At 32.8% G+C, this 20,015-nt stretch carries 20 protein-coding genes and 2 pseudogenes; 15 read left to right on the forward strand and 7 right to left on the reverse strand.

The window, feature by feature from the left end:
• Together EBF09_RS09200 and EBF09_RS05785 are read right to left on the reverse strand one after the other, a co-directional pair.
• Positions 1–241, reverse strand: a pseudogene (locus EBF09_RS09200) (hypothetical protein); the annotation flags it as partial.
• A 14-nt stretch (positions 242–255) separates the two neighbouring features.
• A complete protein-coding gene (locus tag EBF09_RS05785) occupies positions 256–1,299 on the reverse strand; it encodes a phospholipase A (protein ID WP_232817667.1) in 1,044 nt (347 codons plus the stop codon).
• A gap of 153 nt (positions 1,300–1,452) precedes the next feature.
• Here EBF09_RS05785 and kpsM point away from each other — a divergent pair, with 153 nt between their 5' ends.
• The 7 genes from kpsM (at position 1,453) to EBF09_RS05820 (ending at position 9,441) form a co-directional block, all read left to right on the forward strand.
• Positions 1,453–2,235 (forward strand): capsule polysaccharide transporter KpsM, encoded by a 783-nt coding sequence (kpsM, locus tag EBF09_RS05790; protein ID WP_121764189.1) that lies wholly within the window; start codon positions 1,453–1,455, stop codon positions 2,233–2,235.
• The gene (locus EBF09_RS05795; RefSeq protein WP_121764190.1) at positions 2,232–2,891 is read left to right on the forward strand and encodes an ABC transporter ATP-binding protein; all 660 of its coding nucleotides are present in this window, start codon (positions 2,232–2,234) and stop codon (positions 2,889–2,891) included. The genes kpsM and EBF09_RS05795 overlap by 4 nt, the downstream gene beginning before the upstream one ends.
• Before the next feature lie 57 nt (positions 2,892–2,948).
• Complete coding sequence (locus tag EBF09_RS05800; protein WP_121764208.1) at positions 2,949–4,067, forward strand: capsule biosynthesis protein; 1,119 nt, start codon at positions 2,949–2,951, stop codon at positions 4,065–4,067.
• On the forward strand, positions 4,067–5,869 hold the full coding sequence (locus EBF09_RS05805; protein WP_121764191.1) for a polysaccharide biosynthesis/export family protein: 1,803 nt from the start codon (positions 4,067–4,069) through the stop codon (positions 5,867–5,869). Before EBF09_RS05800 ends, EBF09_RS05805 begins: the two co-directional genes overlap by 1 nt.
• A 14-nt stretch (positions 5,870–5,883) precedes the next feature.
• The gene (kpsS, locus tag EBF09_RS05810) at positions 5,884–7,134 is read left to right on the forward strand and encodes a capsule polysaccharide modification protein KpsS (RefSeq protein ID WP_121764192.1); all 1,251 of its coding nucleotides are present in this window, start codon (positions 5,884–5,886) and stop codon (positions 7,132–7,134) included.
• 296 nt (positions 7,135–7,430) lie between these two features.
• The gene (locus EBF09_RS05815; protein WP_121764193.1) at positions 7,431–7,781 is read left to right on the forward strand and encodes a DUF485 domain-containing protein; all 351 of its coding nucleotides are present in this window, start codon (positions 7,431–7,433) and stop codon (positions 7,779–7,781) included.
• Between the two features lie 10 nt (positions 7,782–7,791).
• Positions 7,792–9,441: a cation acetate symporter gene (locus EBF09_RS05820; protein ID WP_121764194.1), complete on the forward strand. Its 1,650-nt coding sequence runs from the start codon at positions 7,792–7,794 to the stop codon at positions 9,439–9,441.
• Here the strand turns inward: EBF09_RS05820 and EBF09_RS05825 are convergent.
• On the reverse strand, positions 9,438–9,794 hold the full coding sequence (locus EBF09_RS05825; protein WP_121764195.1) for a cupin domain-containing protein: 357 nt from the start codon (positions 9,792–9,794) through the stop codon (positions 9,438–9,440). The two genes, EBF09_RS05820 and EBF09_RS05825, sit on opposite strands and share 4 nt — an antisense overlap.
• A 196-nt stretch (positions 9,795–9,990) precedes the next feature.
• Between EBF09_RS05825 and EBF09_RS05830 the strand changes: the two genes are divergently transcribed.
• From EBF09_RS05830 to EBF09_RS05855, 6 genes are read left to right on the forward strand one after another with little or no spacing between them, the layout of a single operon-like run.
• Entirely contained in the window at positions 9,991–10,221 is a 231-nt protein-coding gene (locus tag EBF09_RS05830; RefSeq protein WP_121764196.1) for a twin-arginine translocase TatA/TatE family subunit, read from the forward strand.
• A gap of 3 nt (positions 10,222–10,224) precedes the next feature.
• On the forward strand, positions 10,225–11,802 hold the full coding sequence (gene argS / locus EBF09_RS05835; RefSeq protein ID WP_121764197.1) for an arginine--tRNA ligase: 1,578 nt from the start codon (positions 10,225–10,227) through the stop codon (positions 11,800–11,802).
• A gap of 11 nt (positions 11,803–11,813) precedes the next feature.
• The gene (fabD, locus tag EBF09_RS05840; RefSeq protein WP_121764198.1) at positions 11,814–12,737 is read left to right on the forward strand and encodes an ACP S-malonyltransferase; all 924 of its coding nucleotides are present in this window, start codon (positions 11,814–11,816) and stop codon (positions 12,735–12,737) included.
• Positions 12,737–13,423, forward strand: a complete 687-nt coding sequence (locus EBF09_RS05845) for a 5'-methylthioadenosine/adenosylhomocysteine nucleosidase (RefSeq protein WP_121764199.1) — start codon at positions 12,737–12,739, stop codon at positions 13,421–13,423. The genes fabD and EBF09_RS05845 overlap by 1 nt, the downstream gene beginning before the upstream one ends.
• 14 nt (positions 13,424–13,437) lie before the next feature.
• The gene (locus EBF09_RS05850) at positions 13,438–13,902 is read left to right on the forward strand and encodes a SixA phosphatase family protein (protein ID WP_121764200.1); all 465 of its coding nucleotides are present in this window, start codon (positions 13,438–13,440) and stop codon (positions 13,900–13,902) included.
• A 10-nt stretch (positions 13,903–13,912) separates the two neighbouring features.
• Positions 13,913–14,422 (forward strand): YhcH/YjgK/YiaL family protein, encoded by a 510-nt coding sequence (locus tag EBF09_RS05855; RefSeq protein ID WP_121764201.1) that lies wholly within the window; start codon positions 13,913–13,915, stop codon positions 14,420–14,422.
• A gap of 2 nt (positions 14,423–14,424) precedes the next feature.
• Here EBF09_RS05855 and msrA read toward each other — a convergent pair whose 3' ends face one another.
• Positions 14,425–14,928, reverse strand: coding sequence for a peptide-methionine (S)-S-oxide reductase MsrA (msrA, locus tag EBF09_RS05860; protein WP_121764202.1), 504 nt, complete (start codon positions 14,926–14,928; stop codon positions 14,425–14,427).
• A 137-nt stretch (positions 14,929–15,065) separates the two neighbouring features.
• The gene (locus EBF09_RS05865; protein WP_121764203.1) at positions 15,066–15,500 is read right to left on the reverse strand and encodes a globin domain-containing protein; all 435 of its coding nucleotides are present in this window, start codon (positions 15,498–15,500) and stop codon (positions 15,066–15,068) included.
• An 89-nt stretch (positions 15,501–15,589) separates the two neighbouring features.
• On the opposite strand from EBF09_RS05865, the gene EBF09_RS05870 reads away from it, so the two are divergent.
• Both EBF09_RS05870 and EBF09_RS05875 read left to right on the forward strand, forming a co-directional pair.
• Entirely contained in the window at positions 15,590–16,183 is a 594-nt protein-coding gene (locus EBF09_RS05870; protein ID WP_121764204.1) for a Crp/Fnr family transcriptional regulator, read from the forward strand.
• Positions 16,184–16,251: 68 nt separating this feature from the next.
• Entirely contained in the window at positions 16,252–17,262 is a 1,011-nt protein-coding gene (locus EBF09_RS05875) for an SLAC1 anion channel family protein (RefSeq protein ID WP_232817669.1), read from the forward strand.
• 216 nt (positions 17,263–17,478) lie between these two features.
• Here EBF09_RS05875 and EBF09_RS05880 read toward each other — a convergent pair whose 3' ends face one another.
• Both EBF09_RS05880 and EBF09_RS05885 read right to left on the reverse strand, forming a co-directional pair.
• On the reverse strand, positions 17,479–18,948 hold the full coding sequence (locus EBF09_RS05880; protein WP_121764205.1) for a hypothetical protein: 1,470 nt from the start codon (positions 18,946–18,948) through the stop codon (positions 17,479–17,481).
• 38 nt (positions 18,949–18,986) lie between these two features.
• A pseudogene (locus EBF09_RS05885) lies at positions 18,987–20,015 on the reverse strand (hypothetical protein); the annotation flags it as partial.

Consider the following 20,015-nt stretch of genomic DNA (forward strand, 5'->3'; position numbering starts at 1 on the left):
TTTTTTCTAAGTTTAGTTTTTGAATCTCTAGTTTTGCATTGTTTAACTCTTTGACTTGATTAGATTTTTCGTTTAATTGCCTAGTTAAATTATCAAGATTTTTTTGATAGTCTTTTTTAAACTCCTCTTGCTTTTGCTTTAAATCTTCTTCTATTTGCTTTTGAAGCTGTTTATAAAGTATATCACTAATATTAATCTCATTTTTACAATTTGGACATTGTATTTTTGTTTGTTCTTGCATAATCTTTCCTTATTTTATCTATTAAACAATATTCCAATTCCAACACGATTAATGGAATTGTTATAATCGCTTAAACTCTCTCCATATCCATTAAAAAACTGCAAGTACAAATAAAGATTTTTATAAATAGGATAAGAATAATCTAATAAAATTGAACCCTTATTATCCGCCCTTAAGTTATTGCGTAAAGTAGCGCTAAAAAGATGCTTATTATATAAATATGCCAAAGTCAAATCCCCATAACCTAGGTATTTATGAATATCTGGATTATCATCTTTGTGAATATCCTCTTTAATCCTATACCACGCCTTTAATCCCATAACAAAATTTCCCTTGCTATAAATCCCCTCTACAAAAAGCCTATCCCAACTCCTTGACTTTGTCAAATCCCCTCCATTGCTTTGATGCACATAACCAAAATCCACTCTATCAAAGAAAAACTTTTTATCCAAAGGATAGCTAAGATATAAACTAGGTTCATAATTACTCTCTCTAAAAGGACGAGAATTGTCATTATCATAAAGCTGCCAATAACTTTGCTGTGTATAAGCAAAATAAAAATCTAAATCTTTAAAAAATAAATCATCGTATAAAAGTTTTTTAATACTGATTTGAAATTTTGCCTCCACTCTCTTTGCTTCATTGGGTTCTGTGTTCGTGCTTACATTTGCAGGCAAAATATAATTAAATTTATGCGGTTCAAACCCTAAAAAATCTCCCATAAATTTATTGCGTTCAAATCTTTCTTCATAAAGAGTGCTTTTTGGCGTAGTTTCTAGCTTTTGTTCTTGCTTTTTAAGCGCTGTTTTTAGCTCTTCTTTAAAAGTATCTGCATCGGTATTTTTCAAAGAAGTTTGCAACTCTTTTTTAGGACTTGTGATGTCAATTTGTAAGGATTTATCAAATTTTTCCAAACTGATTTTTTGTTGCCCTTCTGTTAAAGGCACACTTTTTATAATATTCATTTTTTCATCTACAATTAAAATTTTTAAATTTTTATTGTGTGAAATTTCATCCTGCACATTTTTGGCAAAACAATCTACAAAAAACAATATCAATATCGCATAAATCCGCTTCAAAAAAGACTTCCCAAAATAAATTTTATAAAATTATATCAAACTTTTTTAAAGAATAAAAAAGGCATTAATAAGCTTAAATAAGATAGAATATTTAATAACAAAAAATTAAAAAATAAGGCAAAAGAAGAGTTAATGACGCATATTATAAGTGCTTTATTCTTGCGTGAGCTAAAGACAAGATTTGGCAAAAACAAACGATTAGGATATTTTTGGGTAATTGGTGAGCCTATGAGTATTGTTTTAACCATTACTGCCATTGCTACTGCCATTAGAGAATACCACCATCAAGTTATGCCTTCTGGAATTTCTATTTTTATGTTTTTAGTTGTAGGAATTGTGCCTTATTTTATGTTTAGGAGCATTGTTTCCCAGCTTATCAATGGAATTGAGGCGAATTTATTACTCTTTGCTTATAAGCCTGTAAAACCCATTCATGTTTTTATCGCAAGAACTTGCTTAGAATTTTGCATTTACTTTACCATCTTTGTAAGCGTTTTAATTTTAGCGGGTTGGTTTTTGCATTTAGATGTGATTCCTGATTATTTTTTAAATGTAATGCTCTCTTTTGCACTTTTAATTGGGTTTGGTTTTGTGATAGGGATTGGCTTTGCTTTAATAGGTTTCTTTTTTGAGCCTTTAAAAACACTTCTTAATTATTTTCTCATCGTTTTTTATTGGGCTTCTGGTGTGATTTTCCCAACTTGGCTTATGCCTCGCCCTATTTTAGATGTTTTATATTACAATCCTATGCTTCATGTTATGGAGCTTTTAAGATCTAATTTTTTTAGCAATTATCCCTTGCAAGATGATTATAACTATATTTACCCCTTAGCTTGCATTATGGTGTTACTCTTTATCTCTTTAGGAGCTTATTATCATAATAGACAAGCTCTTATAGCAGCGAAAAAACGATGATAAAACTCATAAATGTAAGCAAATCTTATCCTCTCTCTAATGGCTCAAGGCACTATATTTTTAGAAATTTTAGTTTTACATTTCCTGAAAATTGCAGCATCGGTTTAATGGGGAGAAATGGTGCTGGAAAATCTACGCTTATGAAACTATTAAGTGGCACGGAACTACCTGATAGAGGTAAAATCATTACAAATAAAAAGCTCTCTTGGCCCCTAGGATTAGGTGGGGCATTCCAACATACACTAAGCGCAAGAGATAATGTAAAATTTGTTGCTAGAGTATATGGATACAAAGGGGAAGCCTTAAGAGAAAAAGTGCAATTTGTAGAAGATTTTGCGGAAATAGGAAAATTTTTTGATGAACCTATGAATACATATTCTTCTGGAATGAGTGCTAGAATCTCTTTTGGACTTAGTATGGCGTTTGATTTTGATTATTATTTAATTGATGAAGCAGGTGCTGTGGGCGATCCAAAGTTTAAACAAAAAAGCATTAAGCTTTATAAAGAAAGACTTAGTCAATCAAAAGTGATTATGGTATCCCATAGCGTTTCTGAAATTAAACAATGGTGTGATAAAATTATTCTTTTGAATAATGGGGAGATTACAATTTATGATGATGTTGATGAGGGCATTAAAGCCTACCAAGGAAATTAGATGAATAAACTAAAAGCTCTTTTTAAAAAACCAAACTTGCAAACGGGTGCATTAGCAATCCATAAAGAAAACACGCTTTTAAAAACAAAGGGCATTTTACCCTTTTTTAAAAGCTTTAAAATTGTATTTGTTTTGATGATACCTGTTATTTGTTATTATCTCTTTTTTGCTGCACCTAGATATGTTAGCACCATCACTATGAGTGTGCGTTCTTCTTCTTCTGATATTGCCCCAATTAGTGGTCTTGCTTCTCTTGTGGGTGTCAATACGGGTGCTAGAGAAGATGTTTTGTTCTTAAAAGATTATATCCACTCTCTTGATATACTAAATATTTTACAAGATAGCATTGACATTAAAAACCTTTATCAAAAGCAAGGTTTAGATCCCTTTTATTCTTTAAAAGAAGATAGCTCACAAGAATCTTTTTTAAAATTTTTCCAAAACCGCACTAAAATTGTTTTTGATCAAACTTCAGGGCTTTTATCTGTGGAAGTTGAAGGCTTCACGCAAGAGGACGCTCAAAAAATTGCTAACGCCATTTTAGTGCAGTCTGAAAAATTTGTAAATGAAATCTCCCACAAAGCTGCAAGAGAGCAAATGGCATTTGCCGAACAAGAATTATCAAGAGCAAAAGAAAGACTTTCAAAAGCACAAAATGATCTTTTAGTGTTCCAAGGGCGTTATGGCATATTTGATCCCCTAAAACAAGCAGAAGCTAAAGCAACACTTACTAATGAAATTGAAAGCAAAATTGCTCAAAAAGAAGCAGAGCTTACAACCATGCAAAGCTATCTTAATGAAAATGCACCCCAAATTATCATGCTAAAATCAGAAATTAAAGCCCTAAAACAACAGCTAGATAAAGAATCTGCTAAAATTGTTTCTTCTAAAAATTCAAAACGCCTTAATAACTTAGTAGCCAAATTTCAAGATTTAACCATTGAAGCAAAATTTGCCCAAGATGCCTACACAACAGCACTCACTTCTGTGGAAACCACAAGAATTGAATCTAGTCGCAAGATTAAGCAACTTGTGATTATCCAAGGGGCAAATTTACCACAAGATTCAACTTATCCAAGAATTTTATACAATATCTTAACAATTTTTGTTATCCTTTCACTTTTATATGGAATTGTTAAACTTATTGTAATGATTATAGAGGAGCATAGATACTAATGAAGACATTGTTTAAAAAATTATTACACACAAATTTAGCTTTTTTGCTTTTATTTTCCAATCTAGCAAGTGCAGTGGATACCTCATCTATTGTAGGTGTGGATAACCAAAACACTAACTATCCACAAGATTATAATAGCACAACCTCTACAAACACACAAATGAGTGCCACCAATCAATTTAATATGCAAAATACTCAAAACACGCAGAATATGCAAGATCCTACTACAAACCCACAAAACCCTCTTATAGCTCCTTATACAAATTTAACACCTATTTTACCGCCTATTTTTGGAGCGCATCTTTTTAATGGAAACTTTACAAAAGCTTCCCAATCTCTCTATAATCCTGATTATAAAATTGCAGTGGGAGATAGAATAAACTTTAGAATGTGGGGTGCTGTGAATTTCAACCAAGAACTTATGGTAGATTCTCAAGGTAATGTTTTTATCCCCAATGTGGGTGCTATCAATATCCTAGGTGTTAGAAATGGGGACTTAGTTAAAGTGCTAAAACGCGGAGTTTCTAAAATCTATAAAAACAATGTCTTTATTTATGCAGATATGAATGTGTATCAAAATGTATCTGTTTTTGTAACTGGAAATGTTAATAAACCTGGACTTTATCAAGGGCTAAGCTCTGATTCTGTGGTGCAATACATTGACAAAGCTGGAGGGATTAATTTAGATTATGGAAGCTTTAGAGATATTGAAATTTTACGCAATAATAAAGCTATTTTACAAATTGATCTTTATAATTTCTTGCTTAGCGGACAAATCAAGCTCTTTCCTTTTAGAAATGGCGATGTTATTTTGGTGAAAAATTTGCAAAGTTACGCTTATGTAAGTGGCGATGTGCAAAAGCCTTTCCGCTTTGAGCTAAAAGATGATATCAAAACTCTGCAAGATCTAGCCATAGTCGCAGGGGCAAAGCCCACTACGACGCACGCTACTATCCGCTCTTATAATGCTAATCGCTCCATTGAAGTAGCCTCTTATGAGAGTGAAGAATTTGCAAATATTCCCATAAAAGCAGGAGATGAAGTAGAATTTAGACCCGATTATAACGCTAAAAAGATTGCTATTAGGATAGAGGGCGAACACAGCGGACTTCATTCACTGGTTGTGAAAAAAGGCACAACACTTGCTGAAGTGATTGCTAAAATAAAGCCAAACGATCAATCTAATATGGACGCTATCCAAGTATTTAGAAAAAGTGTAGCCACAACACAAAAGAAACTCATTCAAGCACAGCTAAAAGAGCTTGAAACCCTAGCCCTCACTTCTTCTTCTGTTACCCCACAAGAAGCCACTATGCGAAGCGCGCACTCTAAAATGGTGCTAGAATTTATAGAAAGAGCTAAAAACATTGAACCCAAAGGGCAAATTGTTATTGAAAATAAGCTTGCTTACCATAATACAATCCTAGAAGAAGGGGATATTATCAATATCCCTGCTAAGAGCAATCTTGTTTTAGTGCAAGGGGAAGTGGCATTGCCTGGTGCATTTGTCTATGAAGAGGGCAAAAGCTTGCAATATTACATTAATCTCGCAGGAGATTTTACAGAAAGAGCTAACAAAAAGAGAATCTTGCTAATCCGTGCTAATGGAAAAGCCGAACGCTACAATGGTAGCTGGTATGCTCTATCTAGCACACCAGGTTTAAAGCCTGGGGATTCCTTACTTATTTTACCTGCAATTGAAACAGGAAGAGGATTACAAATTACAAGTGTATTGACACAAATTCTCTACCAAATTGCAATTGCAACCAAAGTTGTTCTAGATATTAATGACAATAAATAAAGGATTGCTATCCGATGACCTTCAAAGAAGCACTTGAGAGAATCCCACACCAAAATATCCTTCTTTTGCAAGGACCTGTGGGACCCTTTTTTTATTATTTTGGAAAAGCCCTTAAAAAGAGGGGTTCTAAAGTTTTTAAAGTTAATTTCAATGGAGGGGATTTTCTTTTTTATCCTTTCGCTTCTTATTATAGAAATTCCCTTGATACATTTTCTAGCTATCTAGAAAACAAAATTAAAAAGTACAATATCACTTGTCTTATTATGTTTAATGATTGCCGTCCTTTGCATAAAATTGCATTAAAAGTAGCCAAAAAACTTGATATTGATACTTTTATCTTTGAAGAAGGGTATATCCGTCCTAACTTTATTACTTTTGAAAAAGGAGGGGTGAATGCTTTTTCTAATATTCCAAAAAATAGCGAGTTTTATTTAAACTACTCTTTGGAAGACAAAAGAGTTGAAAAACCCATCAAACACTCTTTTAGAAATATGGCATTTTTTAGTTTTCTTTATTGGTTCTTTTCCTTTCTCTTGGGTTGGTTTTTTAATAACTCTTTGCACCATAGAAGCCTAAGCTTTACAGAAATGTTCCCTTGGTTCTTATCTGTTTTTAGAAAGCAGTTTTATAAACTTAGCGAAAAAGAAGACAATGAATTAATAAGCGATTCAAAGCAAAATTACTTTGTAGCCATTTTACAAGTGCATAATGACACACAAATTAAAAATCATTTTGATGGCAAACGCATAGAAAAATTTATAAAAAGAACCATTATTTCTTTTTCAAGATATTCTAAATCGCAACATTTTTTGGTTATCAAACACCACCCTATGGATAGGGGTTATAGAAATTACAAGAAATTTATCAAACGTCTTTCGCGTCGCTATAATGTCTTAAATAGAGTGATTTATGTGCATGATACTTATTTACCCACACTTTTGCATAATGCTTTGGGTTGTGTAGTGATAAACAGCACCACAGGACTTTCAGCGCTTTTACATAAATGCCCTACTAAAGTCTGTGGAAAAGCTTTTTATGATATTGAAGGGCTTACTTTTCAGGGAAGTTTGGATAAATTTTGGCGTTCTGCCAAAAAACATAAAATCAATCACACACTTTATAAAAATTTCAGAAATTACCTGATTAACAATAACCAAATTAATGGGAGCTTTTATGCAAGAACCACCCAAACTAAAGCCACTAAAGCCCCCCCCCCGCAATCTAAAAACTACAATAGCCCAAAAATAAATCACAAAAGCAAATAATTTATAAAGCCAAACTCTCTTTAAGCCATAATGCTTTCAACACGCATTACAAGATTTCTTAACTCCTTTAAAACTCCATTAAAACTAGCATAATTGCAAAAAATAGCTCCTACAGGATTAACTCCCATATCTAAAATATGTTACTTTTAGTAAAAAATAATATATTTGTTAAATTTAGTAACATATTATCTTTAAATTACTATGTTTATCTTATACACATAAAGAAAATTTTATAGAATATTTGTAACAATTATAGTAAAGATTTATCTTTTACACATTTTAAAAAGGTGGTTATTATGGATAAAAAGTTACTTTATGAAAACTCTATAAAAAAATTTAGAAATTTTGTTACTTTTAGAAATAGAATATCTCTTATTCTTTCTTTGGTTGTATTGCTTTGTTATTATATCTTTGTGCTTGGCATAGGACTTTTTCCTGAAATCTTAGGTTATCGCTTAGGACCCAGTGCTATCACTCTTGGAATTATTTTTGGAATCTTTTTAATCTTACTCTGCATTCTTAGCACAGGACTTTATACATTTTTTGCTAACAAGCATTTTGACAAAGTCCAAAAAGAAGTTTTACAAGATTTAGAAAATAGTGGCGCATTGCAAGATTTACAAAATGGAAAAATAGACTATAAATAAGGAGCTTACTATGAAAAAAATACTTTTTTTATTTCTTTGTTCTTTAAGCGCTCTTTTGGCTGCTGGATTAGATTTAGGGGAAGTTACGCAAAGCAAATTTAACCCCATTGCTGTGAGTATGTTTGTAATTTTTGTGCTTGCTACTTTAGCAATCACTTTTTATTCTAACAAAAAATCTCAAAGCGCAAGTGGTTTTTACACAGCAGGAGGTAACATTACTGGAATGCAAAATGGCACTGCAATTGCTGGGGATTTTATGAGTGCTGCTAGTTTTTTAGGTATTACCGCTCTTGTTTTTACTAATGGGTTTGATGGACTTATTTATTCTATTGGATTTTTAGCAGGTTGGCCTATTATTTTATTTTTAATCGCAGAAAAATTTAGAAATCTAGGAAAATTCACTTTTGCAGATATTACTGCTTATAGACTAGAGCAAAAGCCCATAAGAATTATCTCAGCAATCTCAGCATTAAGCGTGATTGTATTTTATCTCATTGCCCAAATGGTGGGTGCTGGACAACTCATACAGGTTCTTTTTGGTTTGCCTTATAGTGTGGCAGTTGTAATTGTAGGAATCTTAATGATTTGCTATGTTGTTTTTGGCGGAATGCATGCTACAACTTGGGTGCAAATTATTAAGGCAATTTTATTGCTTGGAGCTGCTACATTTATGGCAATTATGATTTTATATCTTACAAAATTTGATTTAAGTTACTATTTTTCACAAGCTATTCATCATCACCCACAAGGTGAGAAAATTATGCTCCCTGGTGGTTTTTTACCCGATACTATTTCGGCACTTTCTTTAGGAATAGCTTTGATGTTTGGGACAGCTGGACTTCCTCATATTTTAATGCGATTTTTCACGGTTAAAGATGCAAAAGAAGCTAGAAAGTCCGTATTTTACGCTACTGGATTAATTGGATATTTTTATATTCTTACCTTTATTATTGGTTTTGGAGCCATTGCACTTTTACTTGGGAATCCTAATTTCACAAATGCTGATGGAAGCTACAATGGAATCACAAATATGGTAGCTGTTACCCTAGCTCAAGTAATTGGTGGGGATATTTTTTATGGATTTATCTGTGCTGTGGCTTTTGCTACCATTTTAGCTGTGGTTTCTGGACTTGCAATCTCTGGTGCTGGAGCGATTAGCCACGATCTTTTTGTAAATGTTTGTAAAAACGGAGTTTGCGATGCAAAGCTAGAGATGAAAGTTACAAAAATTGCAACCATTGGCATTGGAATATTAGCAATTTTTCTAGGAATTATCTTTAAAGATCAAAATGTAGCTTTTATGGTAGGATTAGCATTTGCCATTGCTGCTAGCGTGAATTTTCCTATTCTTTTATTAAGTATTTATTGGAAAAATTTGACAACAAAAGGTGCATTTATAGGTGGGATTATCGGTCTTATTGTAGTGATTACCCTTGTGGTGCTAAGCCCTAGCATTTGGGAAAAAACTTTTGGTTTTACCAAAGCAATTTTTCCTTATGATCACCCTGCAATTTTCTCTATGCCCCTTACTTTTATTCTTATCTATGTGATTTCAAAACTGGATAATTCCAAAAGGGCTAAATTAGATAAAGAGGGATTTTTAGCACAAGATTTTAGAGCACAAAGTGGTGTTGGGATTAGTGAGGCAATAGCCCACTAACCCTGCGAGATTATAGAATAAATCCTGCTTAAAGTATCGTTTTTTGATAAACTCACTCTTACAATAGAATCTTCTATCGCACCCACAGAATGCATACGATAAGCTTCTAAACGCACCATATCTAAGGGCTTTAGTATCTCTCTTTTTTCTTCTGTTGCAAACCAAATTTCTCCTTTTAATACTTGAATACTAAACTCAAAAGGAGCTTGATGTTCCTTTAAAACTGCTTCTTTAGGTATTGTAATATGCAACTCTCTTGTTGAATTATTCTGCAACATAGGGCGAATACACACCTCTTTATGCGTAAAATCTGCCTCATTCCAGTGAAAAATTTCCATGAATTTACCTCCCATAAATTTACCTTAATTATAACTAAGTGTAACTTAAATAAATCATAATTTATATTATAAAAATTAATTTTATTGCTTTTATATTTATATTGCACATATATTTACCTATTTAAATAAAGCTTTGAAAAAAATCTTATGAAAATTATCAAGGTTTTATGTTATAATAACTCACTTTTTGATTTTTATTAAGGATTTAACCATGATGCCAAGCGTGCAACAACTATTGATTGTTTTACTTATTATTGTAGTTCTTTTTGGGGCAAAAAAGATACCCGATTTAGCTAAAGGTCTAGGTTCTGGGATTAAAAATTTTAAAAAAGCCATCAAAGAAGATGAGGAGGAAGTAAGCGCAACCCATACAAAAATTGAACAAGACAAAAAAGAAACAACAGCACAAGATACAACTACAAACACCACAACAAAAGCCTAATCAATGTATCAAGTCATTAAAGATTTACTCAGTAAAACTCTAGGCTTTGAATGCGTTTTAGAACGCCCAAAGGATAAAAAGTTTGGACATTTTGCATTGCCTACTTTTACTTTTGCAAAAACTTTCAAAAAATCCCCCCAAGAAATTGCAAAAGATTTTGCAACCAAACTAGAAACTCTAAAAGAAATTACAAATATTAGCGTAGTAGGCGGATATGTCAATTTCTTTATCCAAGATGAGTTTTTAGAAACCTGCTCTAAAAACTTTTTAACCCAAAAGGACAAAAATCCCACAAAAAAAGAAAAAATCTTACTTGAATATGTAAGCGCTAACCCAACAGGCCCTCTACATATAGGGCATGCTAGAGGTGCGATTTTGGGAGATAGTATCGCAAGGATAGGAAAATATCTAGGCTATCAAATTTTCACAGAATACTACATCAATGATGCAGGAGTTCAAATTTCAAATCTAGGTAAATCCATCTATTATGCGGGGCGTCATATATATTTTAATGAAGATAAAAATTTACCACAAGATTGCTATCAAGGGGAATACATCTTTGATCTTGCTAAAGTCGCTTATGAAGAGTTAGGCAAAGATTGCTTTAGCTCTGAAAGCAATATAGAAAAATTAAGCATTTTTGGTAAAGATAAAATGCTCTTAGAAATCAAAAGCAATCTTGCACAAGTTGGAATTGTTTTTGATTCTTATGTCAGCGAAAAGGAGCTTTACTCTTCTTGGGAAGGCACTTATGAAGTGCTAAAAAAGAGTGGAGGCACTTATGAAAAAGAAGGAAAGTTGTGGATAAAATCTAGCGAGTTTGGCGATGAACTAGATAGAGTAATCGTAAGAGAAAATGGAGAACCTACCTATCTAGCAGGAGATATTATCTACCATCATCACAAATTCAAAAGGGATTTTGATTATTACATTAATATCTGGGGTGCAGATCACCATGGCTATATAGCAAGAGTGAAAGCTGCTTTAGAGTTTTTAGGATATGATAGTAAAAAACTAGAAATTTTACTCTCGCAAATGGTAGCACTACTTAGAGGCGGAGAAGCCTACAAGATGAGTAAAAGAGCAGGAAATTTTATCCTTATGAAAGATGTTGTAGAAGATGTGGGCTCTGATGCTTTACGCCTCATTTTCTTAAGCAAAAAAGCCGATACACATTTAGAATTTGATGTAGAAGATCTAAAAAAACAAGATTCTAGCAACCCGGTGTATTATATCAATTACGCACATGCAAGAATCCACACTCTTTTATCTAAAACTTCCTTTTCTAAAGAAGAAATTTTAGATACACCCCTAAAAGATTTAAAAGAGAATTTAAGAGATTTATTAGTGTTGGCATTAGGGCTAGAAAAAGTTTTAGAAGATTCTTTTATTTCTAGATCACCCCAAAAAGTTGTTGAATTTTTACGCAATCTTGCAGGGGAATTCCATCGTTTTTATAATGAAGAAAAAATCTTAAATTCACAAAATGAAAAACAAATTCTAAAGACGCTTTTAGTTGTTGCTCATTCTATTCATCTAGGATTAGAACTACTAGGCGTAAGCGCTAAAAAAAGTATGTAAGAAGGAGATCTATGAGTTTTGCAGTGATTTTTCCCGGACAAGGAAGCCAAAGCATAGGCATGGGAAAAGATTTATATGAGAATAGCAAAGAAGTAAAAGAGCTTTTTGAAAGAGCAAGTGAACTTTTAAAAGAAGATATGACAAAGCTTTGCTTTAGCGAAAACCCCAAACTCAATTTAACACAATACACACAACCAGCAATTTTACTTGTAAGCTATGCTGTGTATTCTTTGATTATTCCCAAAATTATAGGAAAAGTAAAATTTTCTTTAGGGCATTCACTAGGGGAGTTTAGTGCTTTGTGTGCTGCAAATGCAATCGCTTTTGATGAGGCTATCTTGCTTGTAAATAAAAGAGGAATCTTAATGGAGCAGGCTTGCAAGAATCAAGAAGCGGGTATGATGGTAGTGCTTGGCTTAGAAGATTCTGTTTTAGAAGAGTTTTGCGATAAAAAACGCAATATGGGTCTTAAAATATGGTGTGCCAACTATAACGGAGATGGGCAAATGGTGCTAGGAGGCAACAAAGAAGATTTAGAGATTTTAGAAGTTGAACTAAAAGGCTTAGGTGCTAAAAGGGCTTTAATGTTACCTATGTCTGTTGCAAGCCATTGTCCTATTTTAGAAAGTATGTGCGAGGATTTTCATGTATTGCTTTCTCAAATGCTAAAAGATGAATTTATCTTTCCTGTTATCTCAAATGTTAGCGCAAAACCTTATGAAAGAAAAAGTGAAGCTTTAGAACTCCTTTCCAAACAACTCACAAATCCTGTGCTTTATAAGCAATCTATCCGTGCAAATGATGGAGAAATTTCACATTTTATTGAATGTGGTGGCAATGTATTAAAAGGCCTTAATAGACGCCTTAGCCAAAAAGAAACAATTTCTTTACAAACTTACGCTGAAATTCAAGAATTTTTACAAAAGGATTTTTAATGACAATCGGTATTATGGGAGCAATGCAAGAAGAAATTGCACCTCTTTTAGATCATTATAAAAGCTATGCAACTATCCCCTTTGGTGGCAACACTTTTTATAAAGTAGAATTAGAAAACAAAACTTTAATCATTGCTTGCAGTCGCATTGGTAAAGTATTTTCAAGCTTGACTGCCTCTTGTATGGCATTGCATTTTGGTTGTGAAAAAATTATTTTCAATGGTGTGGCAGGCGGAGTAAATCCAAACTATAAAGTAGGCTCTTTAGTGCTTGGGACAAAATTATGCCAACACGATGTTGATATTACTGCTTTTGGGCATCCTTATGGCTTCATTTCAGAAAGCAGTGTATTTATCCCCACAGACACTGCTTTAAACAATCTTGCTAAAGGAGTTGCAAAAGAGCAAGGAATCCCACTTTATGAGGGAGTAATCGCAACAGGAGATCAATTCATTAGCAACAAAGAAAGAAAAGATTGGATTAAAAAAGAATTCAATGCTGATGCAATTGAGATGGAGGGTGCAAGCGTAGCTGTGGTATGCGCTAATCTTGGCATTCCTTTATGTATTATCCGTGCAATCTCTGATAATGCAGGAGATGAAGCACTGATTAGCTATGAAGAGTTTTTAGAGCACTCTGCAAAACAAAGTGCTAATCTAGTTATCAATATCATTGATAAAATCTAAAGAAGGAGGGGGTTATGAAGTTAGTTTTAGTAAGACATGCACAAGCAGAAGATAGGGAAAAATATTTAGAAGATGACTTGAAGCGTCCCTTAACTAAAAAAGGAGAAAAACAAGCCAAAAAAATCGCAAAATACATTCACAAAAAATATCCAAAAGTAGATGCTATTGTATCTTCTTTGGCATTAAGAGCATGCGATACTGCAAAATATATCGCAAAATTGCAAGAAGAAAGCACATTTTTTCTAAGTCCGCATCTAAATCCTGAAGTTGGATTAGAAGGCTATCTCAAACACAAAGACGAGATTGAAGAGGACTGGCAAACTCTCGTGGTTGTAGGGCATGAACCTGCAATAAGTGATTTTGCAAGCTATGTGTGTGCTAATAGTAACCTTAGGCTAAAGGTTGGCAAGGGTTGCATTATAGAGCTAAAAAGAGAAAATGAAGACAATTGGTTGCTTACTGGATTAAGAAACTTTTAGGAATCTTGCAATGTTTTTAGGACACTTAGAAGAAATTGGAAAAAAATTTCAAAAAAGCGAAGCTCTAAAGGCTGTATTTTATTATCTTTATGAACTTTTAGATGAAGAAAGTGAGTGTTTCATCAAACTTTCTAAACTACAAGCTAATGAAAGTTATGAAGAAGAAATCGGCTTTGGCATTAGAGCAATTCCACAATGCTATTTCACCAAAGAACCACAAAACGCTTTTTATGAAAGCCACCAAAATATGGTAGATTTTCAAATGGTTTGCGAGGGCAGAGAAGTCTTTTTTGTTGCTCCAAAGGAGCTTTGTAAAATCAAAACTCCCTACAATAAAGAAAAAGATTTACAAGAATACTACCCCACACCTCACTGCTCTACTCTCTTACTATTTAGGGGAAATTTAGCGGTTTTTGAAGAAAATGATGTGCATGCAGGCGGGATCATGATTAAAGAAAAGGAACTTATCAAAAAAGTCGTCTTAAAAGTGCCAAAAGAACTTGTAAAACTTAACTTTTAGCCCTAAAATTTTTTTTGATTTTGCTCTGCTTTTGTTAAATCAATATGACAATAACCTAATGGATTTTTAGCAAGGTATTTTTGATGGTATTCCTCTGCCTCAAAAAAGTTTTCAAGCTCTTTAACTTCAGTAACAATAGGGTTATGGTAATCTTTCTGCAAGGCTTTCACAAAACTTCTTATTAAAGGCAATTTTTCTATATCCTTTACATAAATGCCACTTCTATATTGTGTGCCATAGTCATTGCCTTGAAAATTTAAAGCACAAGGATCAATAATTTCAAAAAAATGTTTTAAAATCTTTTCTAATGGTAACACAACTTCATCATAAATAAGCTCTAAAGTTTCTACTGCACCACTCTCTCCTGAGCATACTAACTCATAATTTGGAGCATGAAGCTTAGAATTTGCATAGCCGACTTTAGTTTCTAAGCTTCCTTCTAATAGGTCAAAATAACCCTGTATGCCCCAAAAACAACCACCTGCTAAATAAATTATTTGTTGCATTTTATCCCTTATTTATGAAAAATACTATTATTATACTCATAAATTCTTTTTGATACACTAAGCCTTGCTATTTATTTTTCTAGTTTAATACAAAGTTAAGCTTATGTAAAATCTAAAAAGCAACAAATTATTAATAATTATTTCTCTTGATACATTTTTTCTTCAATCTCGATATAAAAATCTGCTATCACACCATAAGCCTTTGCCCAAGCCTGTATTACTTCATCATTTGCAGCCTCGCCCAAAACCTCTTTAATCGCTATTAAAAGGCACTCACCTACAAGAGGATAATGCTCCTTTGTTACATTAAGTTCCACATGAGTTTTACCTATTTTTTCTATGGATTTTCTAATATTGTCTAAATTTTCAATATTCATAGCTGCATTTAAAACTGCTAATGCCAAAGCTTTGGGTTGTTTGCCATTTTTTTGCTTTTCCATATCAAACATACTTTGCACTTGCGGATAACGCGTAAATAATTCCCTATAAAATACTTTTGTAATATCCTCTCCATAAGTTTTTAAAGCAGGAATTGTGCTTTTTACTAATTCTAATGTTTTTGTGTCTAGCATATTTATCCTTTTTAATTTTAGTTTTTGTGGCAGGAATTTTATAAAAATGGTAGAATAAAAAGATTGATTTATGTTAAAAAGATATAAAAATGCAGACAAATTATCTAGAAATCCTATGCCAAAAAGGCTATAAAAAACATTATTCCAAAGGTGAAATTGTATTTTTTGAAGGACAAATTCCCAAAAAACTTTTTATTTTAGTGAGCGGAAATCTAAGAATCTACAAAAACACGCAAAAAGAAATCACACTCCATAAATTTTCTCCCCCCTCACTCATAGCCGAAATGCCTACTTTTCTATCCCTGCCTTATCCTGCTAGTTGTGAATGTGAGAGTGATTGCGAGATAGCAGAACTTAGCCTAAATGATTTTAAAACATTATTAAAAGAAGATAACGACTTCAACTTTCTTTTAATCGCTTCTCTTTTAAATAAAATTAAAATTTTAGAAGAACTCATCATCAAAAATTCTTTAAAACTTGAAAATCGCTTAGCACGCTTTTTAATCAACCATCAAAACTCTCTCCACACTCTCACACAAAAATCTATCGCCACCTCCCTTAACACTTCACAAGAAGCACTCTCTCGCATTATCAAAGGCTTTAAAAGTAAAGGCTATCTTGCAACCAAAAAAGGTAAAATAGAAATCCTAGACAAACAAGCCCTCCTTTTATTATTAGAGTGATTTTATCACCCTAAGTTATTTTAAAGTGCATTATACTTCCTCTTAAATTCTACCTAAAGGAATCCCTTATGAATGAAACATTAAAAAAATCATGGCTTTCTTTATTTCCTATTATGTTTTTTGCCTCTGTAATGGGAATTGGAGGGCTATCTCTCCTTACTCACAAAGCCATTAAGGTTTTTAGCCTTTCTGGTTTGGATCTAGTGGCAAATCTATTGACTTTTTTTAGCATTTTTTTATTGCTTTTTGTTTTAATACTTTATCTTGCTAAGATTTTTCTTTACCCTAAAGCTTTTTTAAAAGAACTCTCCCACCCTGTTAGAATCAACTTCTTTGCAGCGGTTTCTGTATCCGTTCTCATCATTCAAATGCTAAGTTTAAAGCTTTTTCCCCTTAGTGCTTCCATAGCTCTTTTTTATCTAGGTGCAATTTTACAAATTATTTTTAGTCTTTATGTGGTGCAGTATTGGTTTATCAACGCAATGGATCAAAAAATGGCATCTCCAGCGTGGTTTATCCCTATCGTTGGAAATCTCATCGTCCCCTTAGCAGGGGCAAATTTAAATGCCATAGCCCCCATTATCCCTTTTGAATTTTTAGTCTTTTATTTAGGAATGGGGAGCTTTTTTTGGATTATTTTAAATGCAGCACTCCTTTTTAGGCTTATTTTTGGAGAAAATTTACCCCAAAAATTCACCCCAACACTTTTTATTTTCATCGCTCCACCTAGCATTTTTGGACTTGATATTTTGTTGCTTTTTAAACCCTTTTTAGAAGCACAAACTCTCTATTTTATCGCTTCTTTTAGCTTTAGTATTGCGATTTTTTTCTTCCTTTTAATGCTTGTTATGCTAAGGATTTTTACAAAGCTAAAATTTGCACTCTCTTGGTGGGCTTTCACTTTCCCACTTGCTGCTTTTAGCCTTTGCGCTTTGGAGCTTTATAGCATTCATCATTCTTTGGTTTATAGCACTTTTGGAATCTTTGGGATTATTCTTACAATTTTTGCAGTTGTAATCGTAGGGATTCGCACTCTCATTGCCATTAAAAACAAAGAAATTTGCGTGATTGAGGAATAGGTTAAAATAAAAAGTAAGCTTAGAAAACATTTTAATTCTAAGAGAGCTAAAATAAGAGTGGAAGTTAAAGTTATAAGATAGTAAAAATAACAAATTCTAGTAGTTACGGCATAGAATAAGAGTTTTAAAGGGTTTTTCAAGGGGTTAGCAACCTTAAGTGGTTGTGCCCCTTGTAAAAATCCTTTAATCTATTATTATCTGTCTTGAATACGAATTTTAAATCCTTTCTGCCATACAAGGATTATTTGTTTTAAAGTTCTCACTCACTACACAAGTTCTACTATTTAGAGTTCCTTTTTCTTCATCAAGAGCTTCTTTTTCTCCTTCAGCAGGTTTAATTAAGACTATCTTTTCTTTGTTTAGTAAAGAAGAGTTAATGTCTTTTAGGGGAGTGGTGATAGTTTGATCCTCACCTCCATTGTTATTATATTCAGGTTCTTTTAGATTTGCTATCCATTCTCCTCCACTAAAGGTTAAAGAACCTTTTACTGTTGTATTGTCATCTATATTTGCAAAAGGGAATTCTTTTAAGATTTTATCTTCTAAGAGTGCTTGGTATTCTTTTAGCTTATTTGCATTGCTTTTAAACCATTTTTCTAAGCTTTTCATTTCTTCTTCTTTAGCAAGTCCTGAAGTATAAAGCTCATATTTATCTTTCCATTCTGCAAAAAAGTTCATAAGTCCCAATAATCCTCCTTGTGCATAGTTTGGATGATTGTTTCCTTTGATGAAGTCTTCTAGTTCTTTTTTGGAGTTTTTGATTTGTTCTACTCTATTTTTAAGATTAGTCCATACTCCTTCTTTATTGTTTTCTCTATCTGCTAATAGGTTTCCTAGACCTTTACCATCATTATCTACTTCTTCTCCATAGAAGGCTAAGAGGAAGTTTATAGATTGTGCTAGAGCTTCATCATCTTTATACTTGCTAAGGATTGTTTTAAGATAGTCTTGATTGAGTGTTGCTTTTCCTTCTTTGATAATAAAAAGTTTATCTACTTCTAAACTTAATAAAAGTTTTTCATCCAGTAAGTCTTTTAGGATTTCTTTTACTAATTCACTAGAGAAGTCGTTGCCTGTAAGTTTATCTTGCATATCAGTTAAGCCATCGTGGTTTTCATCTATGAAGTTGGAGTCGTTGTTGTCTCCGTTATCGCCATTGCCATTGTCTCCGTCATTACCCATATTAGATTCATCTATGAAAGTGAAGTAAGTATTACCCTTATCATCTTTCTCTTCATAGATTGTTATAGGATTACCCTCATCATCTTTGAAAGCATCCTCTTCTAAGATTGCGGTTTTGAAGTCATTAAAAGTTTTTCCTGCGTGGGTGAATTTGTTTTCATAGTCTGTAGTATTACCTGCAAATTGCATATCTGCAAATTGACTATCTGCATGGTAAAGGTTTATGTTGTTGAAGGTAGCATTAATTTTACCAGAATCATCTCCAGCATATCCCACAAATTTACCTACATCGGAATTGCCTTTATCATTTGTTACTGTGATTGTGGCTCCCTCTTTGAAATAGATATAGATGTTTTTAAAAGTTGAATTGCCATAAATCCTTCCAACAAAGCCCCCCACATAAGCATTACTACCACTAACACTAATATTTCCTATATTATTTAAAACAATGTTTGAGAAAGTTCCATTATCAATATATCCCGCAAAGCCTCCTATATAAGTCATAAAACTATCATCATTAGTACTAATTTTTCCTATGTTATTTAAATAATGTTTGAGAAAGTTCCATAAACAATCCTTCCTGCAAAGCCTCCTATAGAATCATCGGCACTAATATTCCCTATATTGTTTAAAACAATGTTTGAGAAAGTTCCACCATTAATATCCCCAGCAAAGCCACCTGCATTAAAAGCACTATCCGCCTTTATCCCTCCCCCCATATAATCTACATTAATGTTTTTAAATTCTCCTCCATTAACATACCCAAATATCCCTAAATATCGAGGCTTATCGCTATTGTCTAACCCTGTCGTATCAATATTAATATTGCTTAGCGTGTATCCTTGTCCATCAAAGTTGGCAGTGAAAGAATTGTCTGTATTTTCATCAATATAGCCCATATCCCCCACAATCATACTTGTTCGTTCATTATCTTGTTTCTTTCCATCTCCATTAAAATCTATCCAATAATCAGCATAATTTTGTTTAGTTTCTCCCTCTTCTACTATTACACCTTTAAAGTCTATATCGCTTGTAAGTCTAAATTCTTTTGCATTTCTAAATTCACTATTTGTATTCCACCCCTTAGCAAAATGCCACCAATCTACATCACTTCCTATTCCTACATAGTTTGCATTAGAGAAGTTATTACTATTATGTTCTGCTCCCTCTATGGCTGTTTCTTCTTCAAAGCTAAATGCTTTTAGGGCACTTGTATTATAATAATATCCTGTAGCATTAAGATATAAAGAGCCTTTATTCTTAGCAGCAATATAAAGTTTATTTATGTCTTTAAAGGTTGCAATATCTGCATGCACTTCATTACCTACTAATCTTATAATAGGTTTTTCTCCATTTCCTTGAATATAGTTAAAGATAGGTTTTCCATCACTATCTAATCCTTTAAAGCTAGATTGTAATAAGACTCTATTCCCCACCATTACTACTTCATTTGCATTAATGTTTCCTTTGTTTATTATATCTCCTTGTTTATTAGGTTTAAAGACAGGAGAGAAAGAAGCTAATTTACCTTGTTGATTTGCATTTTTAAAATTATTAAGAGTTGTTTCATC

Origin of the sequence: Helicobacter burdigaliensis, from assembly GCF_003670295.1 — a bacterium.
GTDB classification, from domain to species: Bacteria; Campylobacterota; Campylobacteria; order Campylobacterales; family Helicobacteraceae; genus Helicobacter_D; species Helicobacter_D burdigaliensis.